The organism is Hafnia sp. CBA7124, assembly GCF_002355555.1.
Lineage (GTDB): Bacteria > Pseudomonadota > Gammaproteobacteria > Enterobacterales > Enterobacteriaceae > Hafnia > Hafnia alvei.
On the sequence record NZ_AP017469.1, the window covers coordinates 1,644,864 to 1,663,749 of the forward strand.

12 protein-coding genes are annotated in these 18,886 nt (G+C 48.6%); 7 read left to right on the forward strand and 5 right to left on the reverse strand.

Features of this window, described 5'->3' with window-relative positions; translation table 11 throughout:
* The first annotated feature begins 108 nt into the window (after positions 1 to 108).
* The 7 genes from cmoM to CPY98_RS07620 all read left to right on the forward strand — a co-directional run bounded on the left by cmoM (position 109) and on the right by CPY98_RS07620 (position 10,887).
* The gene (gene cmoM / locus CPY98_RS07590; RefSeq protein ID WP_043492361.1) at positions 109 to 906 is read left to right on the forward strand and encodes a tRNA uridine 5-oxyacetic acid(34) methyltransferase CmoM; all 798 of its coding nucleotides are present in this window, start codon (positions 109 to 111) and stop codon (positions 904 to 906) included.
* Positions 903 to 2,225 (forward strand): chromosome partition protein MukF, encoded by a 1,323-nt coding sequence (mukF, locus tag CPY98_RS07595; protein WP_025800983.1) that lies wholly within the window; start codon positions 903 to 905, stop codon positions 2,223 to 2,225. The genes cmoM and mukF overlap by 4 nt, the downstream gene beginning before the upstream one ends.
* Entirely contained in the window at positions 2,206 to 2,934 is a 729-nt protein-coding gene (mukE, locus tag CPY98_RS07600; protein WP_025800984.1) for a chromosome partition protein MukE, read from the forward strand. The genes mukF and mukE overlap by 20 nt, the downstream gene beginning before the upstream one ends.
* On the forward strand, positions 2,931 to 7,385 hold the full coding sequence (gene mukB, locus CPY98_RS07605) for a chromosome partition protein MukB (protein ID WP_096387098.1): 4,455 nt from the start codon (positions 2,931 to 2,933) through the stop codon (positions 7,383 to 7,385). Before mukE ends, mukB begins: the two co-directional genes overlap by 4 nt.
* 229 nt (positions 7,386 to 7,614) lie before the next feature.
* Entirely contained in the window at positions 7,615 to 9,429 is a 1,815-nt protein-coding gene (ldtD, locus tag CPY98_RS07610; RefSeq protein WP_096387101.1) for a L,D-transpeptidase, read from the forward strand.
* Positions 9,430 to 9,607: 178 nt separating this feature from the next.
* Entirely contained in the window at positions 9,608 to 10,156 is a 549-nt protein-coding gene (locus tag CPY98_RS07615) for a YcbK family protein (protein WP_025800987.1), read from the forward strand.
* Between the two features lie 83 nt (positions 10,157 to 10,239).
* Positions 10,240 to 10,887 (forward strand): MBL fold metallo-hydrolase, encoded by a 648-nt coding sequence (locus CPY98_RS07620; RefSeq protein WP_096387104.1) that lies wholly within the window; start codon positions 10,240 to 10,242, stop codon positions 10,885 to 10,887.
* 72 nt (positions 10,888 to 10,959) lie between these two features.
* Here the strand turns inward: CPY98_RS07620 and CPY98_RS07625 are convergent, their stop codons facing one another.
* From CPY98_RS07625 to CPY98_RS07650, 5 genes are all read right to left on the reverse strand, one after another.
* Complete coding sequence (locus CPY98_RS07625) at positions 10,960 to 12,153, reverse strand: amino acid aminotransferase (protein ID WP_025800989.1); 1,194 nt, start codon at positions 12,151 to 12,153, stop codon at positions 10,960 to 10,962.
* Positions 12,154 to 12,459: 306 nt separating this feature from the next.
* Positions 12,460 to 13,596: a porin OmpC gene (gene ompC, locus CPY98_RS07635; protein ID WP_043492375.1), complete on the reverse strand. Its 1,137-nt coding sequence runs from the start codon at positions 13,594 to 13,596 to the stop codon at positions 12,460 to 12,462.
* A gap of 327 nt (positions 13,597 to 13,923) precedes the next feature.
* Positions 13,924 to 15,324: an asparagine--tRNA ligase gene (asnS, locus tag CPY98_RS07640; protein ID WP_025800991.1), complete on the reverse strand. Its 1,401-nt coding sequence runs from the start codon at positions 15,322 to 15,324 to the stop codon at positions 13,924 to 13,926.
* 265 nt (positions 15,325 to 15,589) lie between these two features.
* On the reverse strand, positions 15,590 to 16,795 hold the full coding sequence (gene pncB, locus CPY98_RS07645; protein ID WP_096387107.1) for a nicotinate phosphoribosyltransferase: 1,206 nt from the start codon (positions 16,793 to 16,795) through the stop codon (positions 15,590 to 15,592).
* 219 nt (positions 16,796 to 17,014) lie between these two features.
* On the reverse strand, positions 17,015 to 18,745 hold the full coding sequence (locus CPY98_RS07650) for a GGDEF domain-containing protein (protein ID WP_096387110.1): 1,731 nt from the start codon (positions 18,743 to 18,745) through the stop codon (positions 17,015 to 17,017).
* Between the last annotated feature and the right edge of the window lie 141 nt (positions 18,746 to 18,886).

Consider the following 18,886-nt stretch of genomic DNA (forward strand, 5'->3'; position numbering starts at 1 on the left):
AAGATTCATTCTAAGCCAGCCTGTGTCAAAATAGCAGGTTTAAAGCGTCCCTCACGGGGAGATTTTTCTGGTGGTGCGCTGTGCAAATATTCAGGAGCCGACATATTCATGAGTCGAGGTACGCAAGATCGTAATTTTGACAATATCGCTGAAAAATTTGCGCGCAACATTTACGGTACGACCAAAGGAAAAATCCGTCAGGCAGTGTTATGGCAGGATCTGGAACAGTTGCTCAAGCAGCTCCCGCAAAGATCCTTACACATTCTTGATGCAGGTGGTGGGCTTGGGCAGGTATCCTGTGAGCTTGCCGCACGCGGTCATCAGATCACGCTGTGTGACATCTCGGGTGAGATGCTAAAGCGGGCGCAGGCCTATGCTGAAGAAAAAGGTGTGATCCAACACATGCGTTTTGTGCAAAGTCCTGCGCAAGAGATGCATCAGCATTTAGAACAGCCGGTTGATCTGATATTGTTCCATGCGGTTTTGGAATGGGTCGCTGAACCTCAAGAAACGCTAGCATCTCTGATGAAGTGTTTAACGCCAGGCGGCGCTTTGTCGTTAATGTTCTATAACTACAATGGTCTATTAATGCGAAACGTGATCATTGGCAATACGGCATACGTCAATCAAGGGATGCAAAAACGCAAGACACGTACGTTGTCACCCGACCACCCGTTGGATCCACAAAAGGTGTACGGCTGGCTTGAAGACATTGGGCTGACAATTTCCGGTAAAACGGGCGTGCGGGTATTCCATGATTACCTACGAGACAAGACGCAACAAATTGAGGCTTTTGATGATCTATTAGCGCTGGAGCAGCGTTATTGTCGTCAGGAGCCTTTTGTGAGTTTGGGGCGCTACATCCATGTGATGGCGCACAAACCCGACACGAAGGACCAACTATGAGTGATTTCTCCCAGACTGTACCGGAGCTGGTTGCCTGGGCGCGGAAAAATGACTTTTCAATTTCACTTCCAACCGAACGTTTGGCGTTCATTTTGGCTATTGCCACTTTGAACAGCGAACGATTAGACGGTGAGATGAGTGAAGGTGAACTGATCGATGCATTCCGACACGTCAGCAAAGCTTTTGAACAAACACATGAAACGGTAGCCATCCGTGCCAACAATGCGATTAACGATCTCGTTAAGCAGCGCCTGCTCAACCGCTTTACCAGCGAGTTAGCCGACGGAAACGCGATCTATCGTTTAACGCCGTTAGGCATTGGTATTACGGATTACTATATTCGTCAGCGGGAGTTCTCAACGCTGCGCCTGTCTATGCAGCTGTCAATCGTGGCGCAAGAGTTACGCAGTGCAGCCGAAGCGGCAGAAGAGGGCGGTGATGAGTATCATTGGCATCGTAATGTGTTTGCCCCGCTGAAATACTCTGTTGCTGAGATCTTCGACAGTATTGACTTAACCCAGCGCATTATGGATGAGCAGCAGCAGGGCGTTAAAGCAGATATCGCGGCGCTGCTGAATAAAGATTGGCGTGCTGCCATCTCAAGCTGTGAAGTCTTGCTCTCGGAAACCTCGGGCACCTTGCGTGAATTGCAAGATACGCTGGAAGCGGCGGGTGATAAGCTGCAGGCAAACCTGCTGCGTATCCAAGATGCCAACCTGAATAATCCTGATTTGGCGTTTGTTGATAAACTGGTGTTTGATCTGCAAAACAAGCTAGACCGCATTATCAGTTGGGGCCAGTTGACTATCGATCTGTGGATTGGGTACGACAGACACGTGCATAAATTTATCCGTACCGCGATTGATATGGATAAAAACCGTGTCTTTGCCCAGCGCTTACGCCAGTCAGTTCAGAACTACTTTGATAACCCGTGGGCTCTGACTATCGCCAATGCCGATCGTCTGTTCGACATGCGTGATGAAGAGCTGGCCTTGCTGAACGAAGAGGTCACCGGCGAACTACCTCCGGATATGGAGTACGAAGAGTTCTCTGAGATCCGTGAGCAGCTGGCCGCTATGATTGAACAAGAGCTGAAGATTTATCAAAAAGAACAGCGTCCATTGGATTTAGGCGCGGTTTTGCGCGAATACCTAACCCAGTATCCGCGCCAACGTCATTTCGATTTGGCAAGAATTTTGGTCGACCAAGCGGTTCGCTTAGGTGTGGCTGAAGCTGATTTCACCGGATTACCTGCTCAATGGCAGGCAATCAATGATTACGGAGCCAAGGTACAGGCCCATGTCATCGACAAATACTGAAAATATGATGCCAGCTAAACTGGCGCTAGCGGTGTTTAACCCGCTATTCCCTGCACTGGATAGCCAACTGCGATCCGGCCGTCACATCGGCATTGATGAGCTAGATAACCATGCTTTCCTGATGGATTTTCAGGACGAGCTTGAATTATTTTATAGCCGTTACAACGTTGAGCTCATCCGCGCCCCTGAAGGTTTCTTCTACCTCAGGCCGCGTTCGACCACGTTGATCCCGCGTTCGGTGCTGTCTGAACTGGATATGATGGTCGGAAAAATCCTGTGTTATCTCTACCTTAGCCCTGAGCGTTTGGCGCATGAAGGCATTTTCAGCCAGCAGGAACTCTATGACGAGTTACTGTCTTTGGCCGATGAAAACAAGCTGCTGAAATACGTTAACCAGCGTTCAACGGGCTCGGATCTCGACCGCCAGAAACTGCAAGAGAAAGTGCGTACCTCATTAAATCGTCTACGCCGTTTAGGCATGGTCTATTTCATGGGGAATGACAGCACGAAATTCCGCATCACCGAAGCAGTGTTCCGCTTTGGTGCAGATGTGCGTAGCGGTGATGATCCACGTGAATCCCAGTTGAGAATGATCCGTGACGGTGAAGCCATGCCGTTAGAAAACACGTTATCACTGAATGATGAAAACGAAGAAAACGAATCCAGTGCAGACGGTAGCGCGGACAACGCGGAGGATGAACAGGAATGATTGAACGCGGAAAGTTTCGCTCGCTGACATTGGTTAACTGGAACGGTTTCTTTGCCCGAACTTTTGATCTGGATGAATTGGTGACAACGCTGTCCGGCGGTAACGGTGCAGGTAAATCCACCACCATGGCGGCGTTTGTCACGGCGCTGATCCCAGACTTAACGCTGCTGCATTTTCGTAATACCACGGAAGCCGGTGCGACTTCAGGGTCACGCGACAAAGGCTTGCACGGAAAGTTACGCGCTGGTGTCTGTTATGCCACCCTCGATGTGGTTAACTCACGCCATCAGCGTGTGTTAGTCGGTGTCCGCCTACAGCAGGTTGCTGGGCGCGATCGAAAAGTGGATATCAAGCCGTTCACCATTCAAGGCTTGCCAACCTCATTCCAGCCAACGGAAATCCTAACGCAAACCGTGGGTGAGCGTCAGGCTCGTGTGCTGCCGTTAAACGAACTGAAAGAGCGCGTAGAAGCTATTGAAGGCGTGCAGTTCAAACAGTTTAACTCGATTACCGACTATCACTCCTTGATGTTTGATTTAGGTGTGATCCCGCGCCGTTTACGCTCGGCATCAGATCGCAGCAAGTTTTATCGCCTGATTGAAGCGTCGCTTTACGGCGGTATTTCCAGCGCGATTACCCGCTCCCTGCGTGACTATTTGCTGCCAGAAAATAGCGGCGTACGTAAAGCTTTCCAAGATATGGAAGCGGCTTTACGTGAAAACCGCATGACGCTGGAAGCGATTCGCGTTACGCAGTCTGACCGTGATTTGTTCAAACATCTGATCACCGAAGCAACGTCTTATGTTTCTGCTGACTATATGCGCCATGCCAATGAACGACGCATACACCTCGATCAGGCACTGTTACTGCGCCGTGAATTGCTGGGTGGCCGTAAACAGCTGTTGGCGGAACAGTATCGTCATGTGGAAATGTCGCGTGAGTTAGCCGAGCAAAGCGGGTCTGAATCCGATCTCGAGACCGATTATCAGGCGGCAAGCGATCATTTAAATCTGGTGCAAACCGCAATGCGCCAGCAGGAAAAGATCGAGCGCTATCAGAGCGATCTGGAAGAGCTGACCTACCGCTTAGAAGAACAGAATGAAGTGGTGGCTGAGGCGAGCGATCTGCATGCAGATTATGAAGCCCGCTCAGAAGCCGCGGAAGCTGAAGTTGACGAACTAAAAAGTCAGTTGGCCGATTACCAGCAAGCCTTGGACGTTCAGCAAACCCGCGCAATTCAATACCAGCAGGCGCTACAGGCGCTAGAACGTGCGCGTCAAGTGTGTCAGTTGCCCGACCTCAATGCGGATAACAGCGAAGAGTGGCTAGAAACGTTCAGCGCGCGCGAGCAGGAAGCGACTGAAATCCTGATGCAGCTTGAGCAGAAAATGAATGTGGCCAGCGCCGCGCATTCACAGTTTGAAAATGCTTATCAGCTGGTGGTTAAGCTGGTGGGCGAAGTTAGCCGGAGTGAAGCATGGCAGGCGGGGCGTGATTTATTACGCGACTGGTCTTCACTTCAGCATCAGTCGGAGCGCGTGCAGCCGTTACGCATGCGTTTGGCCGAATTGGAGCAGCGTTTGCGTTCGCAACAAGATGCCGAGCGTCTGTTGCAAGACTTCTGCAAACGCACTGGCCAGCAGTATCAGCCAGAAGAACTGGATGATGCGCAGCGTGAGATGGAAGAGCGCATTGAAACGCTGACGATTGATGTGGCTGAAGCCAGCGAGCGCCGTATGGTGCTGCGTCAAGAGCTTGAGCAAATCACGGCGAAAGCGAAAGATTTGACGACGAAGGCCCCTGTGTGGCTTGCCGCGCAGGAAGCGCTGAGTCAACTGAGTGAACAATGCGGCGAAGAGCTGTCAGACAGTCGTCAAGTCACTGAGCAGATGCAGCAATTGCTGGAGCGTGAACGTGAATCGACCGTTGAACGCGACGAAGTTGCTCATCAAAAACGTGAAATCGAAAGCCAAATCGAGCGTTTAAGCCAGCCAAGCGGTGCCGAAGATGGGCGCCTAATCGCTTTGGCCGAACGTTTTGGCGGCGTGTTGCTGTCTGAAATCTACGATGACGTCACCATCGACGATGCGCCGTATTTCTCGGCGTTATATGGCCCTGCACGACACGCGATTGTTGTTCCCGATCTTTCCTTGGTGCGCGAGCATCTGGCGGGATTAGAAGACTGTCCAGAAGATCTCTATCTGATCGAAGGGGATCCGCAGTCGTTTGATGACAGCGTATTTGCCGCCGATGAACTGGAACGCGCCGTGGTGGTGAAAACTGCCGATCGTCAATGGCGCTACTCTCGTTTCCCTGAGGTGCCGCTGTTTGGTCGTGCCGCGCGTGAAAGCCGCTTAGAAACGCTGTATGCACAGCGCGATGAGCTGGCTGAGCGTTATGCGAACCTGTCATTTGATGTGCAGAAGACTCAGCGCTTACATCAAGCGTTCAGCCGCTTCATTGGCAATCACTTAGCGGTGGCGTTTGAGCAGGACCCAGAAGCTGAATTACGTCAAATCAACAGCCGTCGTACTGAGATTGAGCGTGAATTCAATAATCAGGATAACGTGACGCAACAGCAGCGCCAGCAGCTGTCGCAGGCCAAAGAGAGCGTCGCGCTGTTGCATAAGCTGACGCCGCATATCGGTTTGTTGGCTGATGAAACCCTGCAAGATCGTGTCGAAGAGATCCGTGAAGAGCTCGAAGAGGCGCAGGAAGCTGCGCGCTATCTGCAACAGCACGGCACCAATCTGGCTAAGCTAGAACCGATGCTTTCCGTATTGCAAAGCGATCCAGAACAGCATGAGCAGCTACGTCAGGATTATCAGCAGGCTCAGCAGAATCAGCGTACGGCCAAGCAACAGGCGTTCGCGCTAACGGAAGTGGTGCAGCGTCGTGCGCACTTCAGCTATAGCGATTCTGCCGGAATGCTAACTGAAAACTCTGACCTCAATGACAAACTGCGTCAGCGTTTGGAGCATGCTGAAGCCGATCGTAGCCGTACGCGTGAGCAGCTTCGTCAACAACAGTCACAGCTAGCCCAGTATCATCAAGTTTTAGCTTCGCTAAAAAGCTCGTTTGAAGCTAAACGTGACATGCTCAAAGAGCTGTCGCAAGAGCTGCAAGATATCGGTGTTCAGGCCGATCCTAATGCGGAAGAGCGTGCACGTATCCGTCGCGACGAGTTGCATACCGCACTGAGCAACAACCGTGCGCGTCGCAATCAGCTCGAAAAACAGATCATGTTCTGTGAATCTGAAATGGATAATCTGCAAAAACGCCTACGTAAGGTTGAGCGCGATTACCACCAGATTCGCGAACAAGTCACCACCGCGAAAGCGGGCTGGTGCGCGGTGATGCGTTTGGTGAAAGACAACGGCGTTGAACGTCGCCTGCATCGTCGTGAGCTTGCCTATATGGATGCGGACGAATTGCGCTCTATGTCGGATAAGGCATTAGGCGCGTTACGACTGGCCGTGGCGGACAACGAACATCTGCGCGATGTGCTGCGTTTGTCAGAAGATCCTAAACGCCCAGAACGTAAAATTCAGTTCTATATTGCCGTTTACCAGCATCTGCGTGAGCGTATTCGTCAGGATATTATCCGCAGCGACGATCCTGTCGATGCCATCGAACAGATGGAAATTGAGCTGGCGCGTTTGACCGAAGAACTGACGTCACGCGAACAAAAACTGGCAATCAGTTCGAAGAGCGTAGCGAACATTATTCGCAAAACCATTCAGCGTGAACAAAACCGTATTCGTATGCTCAACCAAGGCCTACAGACGGTGGCCTTCGGGCAAGTGAATAGCGTGCGTTTGAATGTTAACGTGCGTGAAGCGCATTCAACGCTGTTGACGGTATTGTCAGAGCAGCAAGAGCAGCATCAGGATCTGTTTAACAGCAATCGACTGACGTTCTCTGAAGCGTTAGCAAAACTGTATCAGCGTCTGAATCCACAGATCGATATGGGACAGCGTACGCCGCAAACCATCGGTGAAGAATTGCTGGATTATCGTAATTACCTTGAAATGGAAGTAGAGGTTAACCGTGGTTCAGATGGTTGGCTGCGTGCTGAAAGTGGGGCGCTGTCAACGGGCGAAGCTATCGGTACCGGTATGTCCATTCTGGTCATGGTGGTTCAGAGCTGGGAAGAAGAATCTCGCCGCCTGCGTGGTAAAGATATTTCGCCATGCCGACTGCTATTCCTTGATGAAGCAGCGCGTCTGGATGCGAAATCCATTGCGACGCTGTTTGAGCTGTGTGAACGTCTGGAAATGCAGCTAATTATTGCGGCACCAGAAAACATCAGCCCAGAAAAAGGCACTACCTATAAACTGGTGCGTAAAGTGTTCAATAACACTGAACATGTGCATGTTGTGGGGTTAAGGGGCTTTGCTCCTGAGAAAAGTCCTATAGAATCAGTGGCTCAAGAAGAATCTGAGACATAATTTCTTGTAAATTCCGCATACTGAAATCATTATTAACGCAAACGGCCTTCAAATAAGGCCGTTTTTTTTGGCAGAATATAGCCAGTGACGTATCATCATATAATTAACGTGCAATGTCTGGGTTGTTGACGCACCAACCGACAGTGAAACGGCAAAATGTCATTTCTATTTGTATAATTAAGCTAAGGCTCCGAAACTCGGTGTCTATGAGCTAACTAGGGAGCAAGGGATGGTGCTGAATAACAGATTCCGTCTAAGCCATATGGTTGTCGGTGGTTCAATAGCAATGAGTGCATTGGCGCTGAGCGTAATGCCAGCCTATGCAGACGTAGCTAAACAACCCGTGGTTTCAGTGGCGACCATGAGTGTACCTCAATCGCGTTCGGCGCTGTTGTCGCAGCTTCCACAGGGCGTTTCACTGCGTTATTTGAACCAACTTTCTTCGCTCTACGCTGCGAATCACATGCAGCCAATGTGGCAGGATCGTACGGCGGTTCAACAATTTCAACAGCAGCTGGCTGAAGTTGCACTCTCTGGCGTTCAGCCTCAGTTCACCCAATGGGTTCAGGCGCTAACTAATCCCGATGTCAGTGGCATGGCGCGTGATGCCGTCTTATCTGATGCGATGCTGGGCTACCTGCAATTTGTCTCCGGCGTGACCGCAACCAAAGGTAGTTGGCTATACAGCTCGGTGCCTTATGCAATGGCAGAGCCGCCGACAACGCTGGTAAACAACTGGCAGTTGTCGATCCGTGATGGTCGTTTGAATACCTTTGTTAAATCGTTAGAGCCTGCACATCCTCAGTACGCTGCGATGCATAAAGCGTTAAAAAATCTGTTAGCGGATGCGCGCCCTTGGCCTGTGGTGAGTGACGGGCCGAGTTTGAAACCGGGCGACCTGAGCGCGGATATGCCTGCGCTGCGTGAAGTGTTACAGCGTACTGGAATGTTGGAAGGCGATGCTATCGTGAAGCCAACGCCGGTGCCTGACGCACAGCCGCTGCAATCTCCTGCGAGTCAGGATCCTAATGCGGTGATCAGCCCATCAACCACCGCAGTGACTGATTTGACTAAGCAACAACCATCACCAGAGGCTGAGCCAGCCAAAGCAGCATCCGTTTCGGTGATCGATAACCGCTATACGCCTGAGCTCGTTGAAGCCGTGAAGCGCTTTCAGCAGTGGCAGGGGTTAGCCAGCGACGGGGTGATTGGCAAGCGTACGCGTGAGTGGCTGAACGTATCACCGCAAACGCGTGCTACTTTGCTGGCGTTGAATATACAACGTTTGCGTATTTTGCCGGGGGAAGTGAATACCGGCATCATGGTCAATATTCCTAACTACTCGTTGATTTATTACCAGAACGGCGCAGAAGTACTTTCATCGCGAGTCATTGTAGGGCGCCCAACGCGTAAAACGCCGCTGATGAATAGCGAACTGAATAACGTGGTGGTTAATCCACCGTGGAACGTGCCAACAACGCTCATTCGTGAAGATATCATTCCTAAAGCTATGCACGATCCTGGCTATTTCGATCGTCACGGTTATCGCCTTTTTTCTGGATGGAGTAGCGATGCAGAAGTGGTTAATCCTTATATGATTGACTGGGCGTCGGTGTCGCCGCGTAATTTCCCGTATCGAATTCAGCAAGCGCCAGGGGCGAATAATTCGCTAGGTCGCTATAAATTTAATATGCCAAGCCAAGATGCTATTTATCTGCATGACACGCCAAACCACGGATTATTTGAAAAAGATATTCGCGCGCTGAGTTCAGGTTGTGTCCGCGTTAATAAAGCTTCGACGCTGGCAAACATGCTTCTTCAAGATGCGGGTTGGAATGACGCGCGAGTTTCGTCTGCTCTGAAAGAGGGGAATACGAAATATGTGCCGATACGTCACCGTATTCCTGTTCGCCTCTATTATCTGACAGCATGGGTTTCGGAAGATGGTAAGCCGCAGTTCCGCACAGATATTTACAATTATGATGACACTGTACGTTCAGGGGCAAAAATCGCCGCACAAGCCGAGCGGCTTTTTCAACTCTAGCAAGCAGTTAGCAAAACCATAGTTTTTGTAATGTTGTAAATGATAGCCATAAAAATCTGTGATAACCCGCCAACCTTGGCGGGTAGCGGGTTGACTCGATCTTCCATGGCGGTTATGGTGCCTGACGGTGCGCTTTGGTGCGTGATTTTCAGACATTTTGCCGAGTACAACTTATCTCATGGATCCAATTAATATTCATCGTCGCAAGTGGTTGGCTTTAGGTGGCGCTGCTATGGGAATGGCAATGCTACCAGGGCAAGCGTTAGCAACGCTTTCTACACCACGTCCTCGTATTTTATTACTCAATAATTTAAATACCGGTGAACAACTTAAGGCTGAGTTCTTCGACGGTAAAAACTATATTCAGGAAGAATTAGTTCGCCTGAATCATTTGTTCCGCGACTATCGTGCGAATAAAGTAAAAAGTATTGACCCTCGCTTATTCGATCAAATTTTTCGTTTGCAGGCGATGATTGGCACGCGTAAACCGATTCAGCTTATTTCCGGCTATCGTTCTCCACGTACCAATAATGAATTACGCGAGCGTGGCAGCGGCGTGGCGAAACACAGTTACCATACGCTTGGTCAGGCGATGGATTTCCATATTGAAGGTGTTCAGCTAGCCAATATTCGTAAAGCCGCATTGAAAATGCGAGCGGGTGGCGTTGGATATTATCCGCGCAGTAATTTCGTACATATTGATACCGGCCCCGTTAGAAATTGGTAATGGCGCTTTAAGACGGTATTATTAGGTAGTCAAAGAGATCCTAAACGTCGGCCTTTGCCGGCGTTTTTTATATTGGGGCAAACATGAAATATAAAATCATTCCCGTTACTGCATTCCAGCAGAATTGCACTGTTTTATGGTGCGAGCAGACGCTTCAGGCCGCGATCGTCGATCCGGGCGGTGAGGCAGCAAAAATTCAGCGGGAAGTTGAAGCGCTGGGTTTAACGGTGACTCAAATTCTGCTGACCCACGGGCATTTAGACCACGTGGGAGCTGCTGGCAATTTGGCGAAAAGCCTAAATGTGCCAATCTATGGCCCGCAGGAAGAAGACCAGTTTTGGCTGGAGGGGCTGCCTGCTCAGAGCAAAATGTTTGGCCTCAGTGATTGTGAACCCTTGGTGCCTACCCGTTGGTTAAATGACGGTGATACCTTGCAGGTTGGTAATGAGATTTTGCAGGTTTTCCATTGCCCTGGTCATACGCCGGGTCATGTGATTTTCTTTAATGAGCAATCACGCTTGGCGCAGGTTGGCGATGTGTTATTCAGCGGCGGTGTCGGGCGTAGTGATTTTCCCCGTGGCGACCATCAGGCATTGATTAACTCAATTAAAACTAAACTGTGGCCACTGGGCAATGATGTTGCGTTTATTCCAGGTCACGGACCCATGTCGACTTTTGGCCAAGAGCGCCAGACTAATCCGTTTGTTCGCGATGAGCCTGCGGTTTGGTAGCGTCGTTGTAAATGTTATTTGCAGCATAAAAAAGGAGCCTTTCGGCTCCTTTTGTCGTTTCAATATGCGTGTTTATTTCAATACGGCGACAATGGCTTCACACAGCGGTGCCATATTGTCAGGCGTCATTCCTGCTACGTTGACGCGGCCAGAGTTTACGGCATAAACGCCAAATTCATCACGCAGGCGGATCACCTGATCTTTGGTGAGTCCACTGAATGAGAACATGCCGTTCTGCTTAATGATGAAGCTGAAGTCTTGCTCAGCGCCTTTTTCCTGCAGGGTGTTAACGAACAACTGACGCATACGTTGAATGCGTTGACGCATGTCAGTGAGTTCTTGTTCCCAAATAGTACGCAGGGCTTCATTACCCAGAATAGTGGCTACCACAGAACCACCGTGCGCTGGTGGGTTTGAGTAGTTAGCGCGGATGGTCGCTTTAATCTGGCTGAATGCTTTATCGGCGGTTTCACTGTCAGCGGCAACTAATGTGCAAGCACCAACACGCTCGTTGTAGAGGCCGAAGTTTTTAGAATATGAGCTCGCAACCAGCAATTCGTCATGCTTGGCTGCGAAAATGCGCAGACCCTGAGCATCTTCTTCTAAACCGTTGGCGAAGCCTTGGTAGGCGAAGTCAAACAGCGGTAACCAACCTTTGGCAACAGACATTTCTGCCAGCGCTTCCCATTGTTCTGGCGTTGGGTCAATACCGGTTGGGTTATGGCAGCAACCGTGGAATAGAACCACATCACCGGCTTCTGCTTGCTCTAAGCTGTTCTGGAGGGCTGCAAAGTCTAACTGATGATTTGCGGCATCGTAGTAATCATATTCGCGTACTTCAAGCCCTGCGGCGTTAAATACGCTTTTATGGTTAGGCCAGCTAGGATTGCTCACCCATACGCGCTTAGCTGAAGTTTTATTGGCAATAAAATCGGCTGCCACACGCAGAGCACCAGTCCCACCTGGGGTTTGAGCCGCATGAGCACGTTTGTCCTGAATGATTGGGCTTTCTTTACCAAACAGTAATTCCAGCGTGCAGGTAGCGAAAGCAGGAATACCATCGATGCTCAGATAGTTTTTCGTGGTTTCGTTTTCCAGCAGATACTGCTCAGCTTTTTTAACGCTGGTCAGAACCGGTGTTTTACCTGTTTCATCTTTATAGACGCCAATACCTAAATTGATTTTGTTAGTACGGGCATCGGCACGGAATAAATCGGCAAGACCTAAAATCGGATCCGCTGGTGCGGCTGGGATATTTTCAAACATGTAAGAGCTTCCATGTGTGGGATTGAGCCAGAGAACCCTCAGGTTACCGCTACGCCGCGAGCTTGCCAACCGTTTGCCACAAAAAGAATACAAAGTTGTTACCTGAATGCTTCAATGCCGATAAAAGCACCAAAAATAAGAAGAAAACCAGAAAATCAGGCAGAAAATAGGGGGGTAGAATACGGTCAAAAAACGGGGAAGGGTAAATTATCAGTGATGGATAGAGTCAAATCCTAGACAACAAAAAGCAGAGCCGAAGCTCTGCCTTTGATTCTCTTCTGCTACAACCGCGAGGTTGCCGTCAGATTAGAACTGGTATACCAGACCAACTGCTACGATATCGTCAGTTGCGATGGCGTTAGCTTTGGTGAATTCGTTGTCATCCAGCAGGTTGATTTTGTAATCAACGTAGGTAGACATGTTTTTGTTGAAGTAGTAAGTCGCGCCGACATCAACGTATTTAACCAGATCCTGGTCGCCACCGTTGAAGGTTGCGCCATTTGCAGCGTATTGACCCAGATCTTTACCTTTTGACTGCAGGTAAGCAACGGATGGACGCAGACCGAAGTCGAACTGGTACTGTGCAACAACTTCGAAGTTCTGAGTTTTGTTAGCAACACCGGTAGAACCGAATGGAGTCATGTTGCGAGTTTCTGCATACATAGCTGCCAGGTATACGTTGTTAGCGTCGTATTTCAGACCAGCGGTCCATGCATCAGCTTTGTCACCACCAGCGACGTTGCTGCCAGCCTGACGGCCCAGAGCGGTTTGCTGATTAGTACGGTCAGATGAAGAGTACGCTGCACCAGCGCTGATGCCCATACCGAAATCGTAAGAGGTAGACAGACCGTAGCCGTCACCGTTCTGCTGCTGGTAGCCACGGCCGTTGTTGCTTTCGGTCGCGCTGCCGTTTTTGCCCTGGTACTGAGCGGCGATGTTCAGGCCGTCAACCAGACCGAAGAAGTTGTTGTTACGATAAGTCGCAACGCCGTTGGTACGGCCAGTCATGAAGTTGTCGGTGTTGGTGTAAGAGTCACCACCGAATTCTGGCAGCATATCGGTCCATGCTTCAACGTCGTAGATTACGCCGTAGTTACGACCGTAGTCGATAGAACCTGCATCACCGAATTTCAGGCCCGCAAAGCCCAGACGGGTTGCGTTTTTAGAAGAGCCGTTGCTTTCGGTGTTGTTTACTTTGATGTTGTATTCCCACTGACCGTAACCAGCCAGTTGGTCAGAGATCTGAGTTTCGCCTTTGAAGCCGAAACGAGCGTAAGACTGGTCGCCGTCTGAACCTTTGTCGTCAGAGAAGTAGTGCAGACCGTCAACTTTACCGTACAGATCCAGCTTGTTACCGTCTTTGTTATAGACTTCAGCTGCGTTTGCTGCACCGGCTGCTAACAGCGCTGGGATCACTACTGCAAGAATATTGCGTTTCATCATTGTTACCCTCTAAAGGAGTTATTTTTTTTTTGACACCTGCCACTGCCTAATTTAATTCTGCGCGGAACTATTTCATCACTTACGGAACTAAAAGAGAAAGTATGGTGTCTTCCTGTGTCTGCATCGCAGTGTTCCATTCACTAGAGCGATAATCTACATCGAAAATGATACAAAACTATAATTCGAGTAACAGAACGCAAGAATGTGTTTCAGAATGTAAAAGTTTGGGAACTTTGTGACAGGGGTCTAAGTTTAAAAAAGAGAGGGGCCAGCATTGCTGGCCCCTTTTTTGTGATCAAAACGTTGAAATGTTGTTTTATTACTTAATTAGAAGGTTGCGTTTCTTGGGGTGCGTGGGAACGGGATCACGTCACGAACGTTTTGAACGCCGGTCACATAGGCGATTAAACGTTCAAATCCAAGGCCAAAACCAGAGTGAGGCACGGTGCCATAACGACGAAGATCGCGATACCACCAATAATCTTCTTTATTTAGGCCCATTTCTTCTAAACGTGCATCCAGAACGTCTAAACGCTCTTCACGCTGAGAACCACCGATGATCTCACCAATGCCTGGTGCCAACACATCCATTGCAGCAACGGTTTTGCCATCTTCGTTCATACGCATATAGAACGCTTTGATGTCTTTTGGATAGTTTTTCACCACCACCGGCGCTTTAAAGTGCTGTTCAGCCAAATAACGCTCATGCTCCGAAGACAGGTCAACACCCCAGTAGACTGGGTTTTCGAAGGTTTTGCCACATTTAAGCAGAATATCAACTGCGTCGGTGTAATCCACCTGAGCAAAGTCGGAGGTGACAAAACGCTTCAGGCGATCGATGGCGTCTTTGTCTACGCGCTGAGCGAAGAATTCCATGTCATCGGCACGCTCATCAAGTACGGCTTGGAAGACGTATTTCAACATTCCTTCGGCAACGCCTGCGATATCGTCGAGATCCGCAAAGGCAACTTCAGGCTCAACCATCCAGAATTCAGCCAAATGGCGGCTGGTGTTGGAGTTTTCTGCACGGAACGTTGGACCAAAGGTATACACCTTAGACAGCGCACAGGCGTAGGTCTCGCCGTTTAGCTGGCCGGATACGGTCAGAAACGCTTCACGACCAAAGAAGTCTTCACCGAAATCGACTTTGCCTTCGTCAGTACGCGGCAGGTTTTCCATATCCAACGTGGAAACGCGGAACATTTCGCCAGCGCCTTCGGTATCAGACGCGGTAATCAGTGGGGTAGAAACCCAGAAATAACCGTTTTCGTGGAAGTAACGGTGAATAGCCTGCGCCAGCGTATGACGAACGCGAGCAACCGCACCAATAAGGTTGGTGCGTGGGCGTAAGTGAGCAACTTCGCGCAGATATTCGATGCTGTGGCGCTTTGCCGCCATTGGATATGTGTCTGGATCTTCAACCCAACCCACCACTTTCACTTCCGTGGCTTGAATCTCGAAACTCTGGCCTTCACCCGGTGATGCAACCACTTTACCGGTGACTTCCAGTGAACAACCCGTTGTCAGGCGTAAAACATCACTTTCATAATTCGGCAGAGAATTATTAACGACGGCCTGTAACGGATTAAAGCAGGAGCCGTCATAAACGGCGAGGAAGGAGATACCAGCTTTAGAATCTCTCCGGGTACGTACCCAACCGCGCACGGTGACTTCAGTGTCTACCGCGGCACGACCTTGCAGTACGTCGACTACAGGCACTACGCTCATAGATTTCTCTCTTTTATTGATCTTGGATGATAAATAACCTACAGCCCAGATAATACGGGCATGTTGCTATGTTACTTGTCATGCAAACAGACACAAGAAGAAATCGCAGCCAAATCGCAAGAACTTGATGAGATATTGGGGGATTGAATGAAAAAAAGAAGAATAATCGATTTTATCAGTCAAAATTGGCGTTTTTTAGGCAAAAAAAAGAGGGCGTTGCATACGCCCTCATAATATTGATTACGTTAACGAGTAAGCTAAGTAATTAACTGGCTTTTTTTACCAGCGGTAAATCAAAGGCTTTGCGCAACGCTTTAACGAAAGCTTTGTCGTGGCAAATAGTTTTGCCTGGACTATCAGACAGCTTGGCGACGGGCTTGCCGTTGCACTCTACTAACTTAATCACAATATTTAGCGGTTTAACCTCGGGAATATCACAGGTTAAACGTGTGCCGATACCGAAACCAAGATTGATGCGGTTATGAAAATGACGATAGAGCTCCAAGGCTTTTTCAAGATCGAGATTATCGGAGAACACCAACGTTTTTGTCATCGGATCAATACCCAGCTTCTGGTAATGCGCGATGGCTTTCTCGCCCCATTCAACCGGTTCACCGGAGTCATGACGCAACCCTTGGTAGCGATTCGCAAACTGTGGGCCAAAATCGCGTAGGAAAGCATCCATCGTGATGCAGTCGGTGAGAGCAATACCAAGCTGTTCGGGATATTCATCTAACCACGCTTGCAGGGCTGCTCGCTGGCTGTTCGCTAATACCGGGCAAATCTGCTGGTGGGCTTGGAACCATTCATGAGCCTGAGTTCCCATCGGTGCAAGATTCAGCAACTGGGCAAACTTATAGTTGCTGGTTCCAACTAAATGTGGGAAATCCGTTTTCAACGTTTCAATAATGGCTCGTTGGACGTCGTGTGAGAAACGGCGGCGTGTGCCGAAATCCATCAGCTTAAAGCCAGAAAGATCGATATCCGCGCTCAGCTGTTTAAAGGAATCGAGTTTTTTACGCAGCTGTGCCACGGCCATTTCTGCCGTTGCCAGAGGTGAGCGATCGCGATGTACCACTTCACTGATAACAGCGAGCAGCGGCACTTCCCACATGATCACTTCACGCCAAGGGCCAGTGATGCGGATATTGAGATGGCCGCCTTCGTCACGGATATCGACCTGTTGCGGGTTAAAGCGAAAATCGCGCAACCAGTCCAGATAATCTTTTTTGAAGAAAGGTAAGGTGCTGAGATAGTTATATTCTTCATCTGTCAGCGCAAGATTGCCCATTAGAGCAACCTGCTGAATAATTTCGTTGGCATAACTGCCCAGTAACTCGTCGCCACGGCAACGGAATTCAGCCGCTACGGAGAGATTGCGGTAACGATGATACACGGCCTGCTGCATATGCAACTTATAGGCGTCAGTATCCAATAATGAAGTTAATATCGGGGAAGCATGTTGAGTCATGGCGCGTTACTGCATCCTCGTCAGGGATATTCCACGTTCGGGATAGTCGGCAAAGTCGGAGGAGTATACCTAGTTTATCCCGAGATTGAAGCCTCATAACACCATATGGCATGTGATAGGTCGAGGATTAAACGTGCCATTTGCAGTAGCACCGATTAAGTTGCTGTGCAATTGTACAATATTCATACCTTGATCTTAGTCGCGTTTCCTGAACAAATATCACCCATTTTTATCGTTAGCATCAAAGCTAATGAATCCATTTGGTGAATAAAAACTCACTTGGTTTTTTCCACGTTTCTTAGAGTAATAGAGTGCTTCATCGGCTTGCTTTATAGAGTGGTTAATATTTTGATAGTCATCAAGACGGGCTAATCCACAGCTAATAGTAAAGCCAACGCTAGGCTTATTTGGGATGGCAATACTCAGCATTTCGGTACGATGACGCACGACATCAATAATTCTCATCGATTGCTGCATATTTTGATATTTAATTAAGATAGCGAATTCTTCTCCGCCGTAGCGGCAATAAACCGTACTTTTTGGCAGCGATTGTTCCAGCATTTGGCTAAAGGCGATAAGTGCCAAATCGCCAACGTCATGACCATAACGATCATTCAATCTTTTAAAATTATCGATATCAATAAGACAGAACGCGAGAGGATAGTCATCTTCGGTGATCTGACTGCACTGATTGAAGAATTTGCGGCGATTATAAATATTGGTCAACGGATCGGTTGAAGAGGCTTCGAGTAGCTCATTGATAAGTTCCTGCTTTTCAGTTTCTAGCAGGCGCTTTTCTATTTGATTCTGACGTAGCTGATTGATCGCGTCGGATATTGCCGATAGCTCTCCAGTCATGATCGAATTATCTGGAGATATGTCGAGATCGCCCTGAGATAACTTCATGATATTTTTATTGGTGAGCGTCAGCCACAGGCTTATTTTGGATGAAAAAACCAAAATCGGCATAACGATGAATAGAGCAAGTAGCCAGCATAATGAAATCATGCCGTAAAGTTGTACTCGGCTAACGCTTATTTTCTTTTCTAATTCATGTAACTCAAGGTCATAGCTGTTATTCACAAAGATAGCAGAGGCTTTATCAATACCGATGATATAGCGATAGAAACCATCGAACGCATTAGATGAACGGCTTTGCATTACGCTAGTGAGATCTGCGGTGAGATGCTGCATGCTCTCTTTGCTGAGTTTGCTTAATAACTCATCAATATTTGCTGAGGGCTGCGCTTCATCCGGCGCCGTAGCAATAATAAAATCGACCCGCGAGCGCAGTGAGTCCAGTACACCAATCAATTCTATCGAGCGTAGATAAGACTGATTACGTTTCACTTCATCCGTTTTGATATCGACTAACTGGTCGATAAGCTCGGTTGCGGTGAGTGTTAATCGATTATTCAAGCGAACGCTTTCAATAAATTTATACGAATGCGTATCAGATAGAGTGGTGTTATAGACGTACAAAAAATAAAGCTTATTGAGCTCGGTTATATAATAGGAGCTCTTTAAATCAAGCTGTGCCTGCATCAAATGACCGGCAGCGGATAATTCCTGATTATCATTGGCGGTCAGCCGATAGACGAAGAATTTTGCTCGATTAAACATCTCATGGGTTTGTTTTTCTAATTCTGTTGCGGATTTGTCTGAAGGAGGTAAAACCAGCGCATCGGCATGCAATCTGACCTGTTTTTCTGCATCAAGGATTTCACTTTGTGTAATTGCATCGCTCATGAAGCTGATGCGCTTTAATCGATGAACTAAAAGTGCAGATTGAAAAACTTCAGTTAGGTCGCGTAGCCGTTTAACTTTATAGAGGTTTTGCTGGTTTTGTGCGAAATCGACATGTGCTTTATGCAATGAGCTATAGATAAAAATACCAAAAAAGAACACCAACGCCGTGGTGAAAATGTAGATAAGGTTTTTTAGCTTCATGCACGCTGTTTTCTGTTTTAGAACTTCGAGGAGCTCATTGAATGTCTCACTGGCCGCTAAGGCGGGCGTAATGAACAAGAAACTTTAAACGGTAACTCTGATCATTATGTCAGAATATCGCTACTCAGAGTAAGTATTTAG

Excerpts from the sequence above, each read along its gene's own strand:
- cmoM (WP_043492361.1), top strand. The coding sequence starts at position 109 with ATGAGTCGAGGTACGCAAGATCGTAATTTTGACAATATCGCTGAAAAA.
- mukF (WP_025800983.1), top strand. The coding sequence starts at position 903 with ATGAGTGATTTCTCCCAGACTGTACCGGAGCTGGTTGCCTGGGCGCGG.
- mukE (WP_025800984.1), top strand. The coding sequence starts at position 2,206 with ATGTCATCGACAAATACTGAAAATATGATGCCAGCTAAACTGGCGCTA.
- mukB (WP_096387098.1), top strand. The coding sequence starts at position 2,931 with ATGATTGAACGCGGAAAGTTTCGCTCGCTGACATTGGTTAACTGGAAC.
- ldtD (WP_096387101.1), top strand. The coding sequence starts at position 7,615 with ATGGTGCTGAATAACAGATTCCGTCTAAGCCATATGGTTGTCGGTGGT.
- CPY98_RS07615 (WP_025800987.1), top strand. The coding sequence starts at position 9,608 with ATGGATCCAATTAATATTCATCGTCGCAAGTGGTTGGCTTTAGGTGGC.
- CPY98_RS07620 (WP_096387104.1), top strand. The coding sequence starts at position 10,240 with ATGAAATATAAAATCATTCCCGTTACTGCATTCCAGCAGAATTGCACT.
- CPY98_RS07625 (WP_025800989.1), bottom strand. The coding sequence starts at position 12,153 with ATGTTTGAAAATATCCCAGCCGCACCAGCGGATCCGATTTTAGGTCTT.
- ompC (WP_043492375.1), bottom strand. The coding sequence starts at position 13,596 with ATGATGAAACGCAATATTCTTGCAGTAGTGATCCCAGCGCTGTTAGCA.
- asnS (WP_025800991.1), bottom strand. The coding sequence starts at position 15,324 with ATGAGCGTAGTGCCTGTAGTCGACGTACTGCAAGGTCGTGCCGCGGTA.
- pncB (WP_096387107.1), bottom strand. The coding sequence starts at position 16,795 with ATGACTCAACATGCTTCCCCGATATTAACTTCATTATTGGATACTGAC.
- CPY98_RS07650 (WP_096387110.1), bottom strand. The coding sequence starts at position 18,745 with ATGAAGCTAAAAAACCTTATCTACATTTTCACCACGGCGTTGGTGTTC.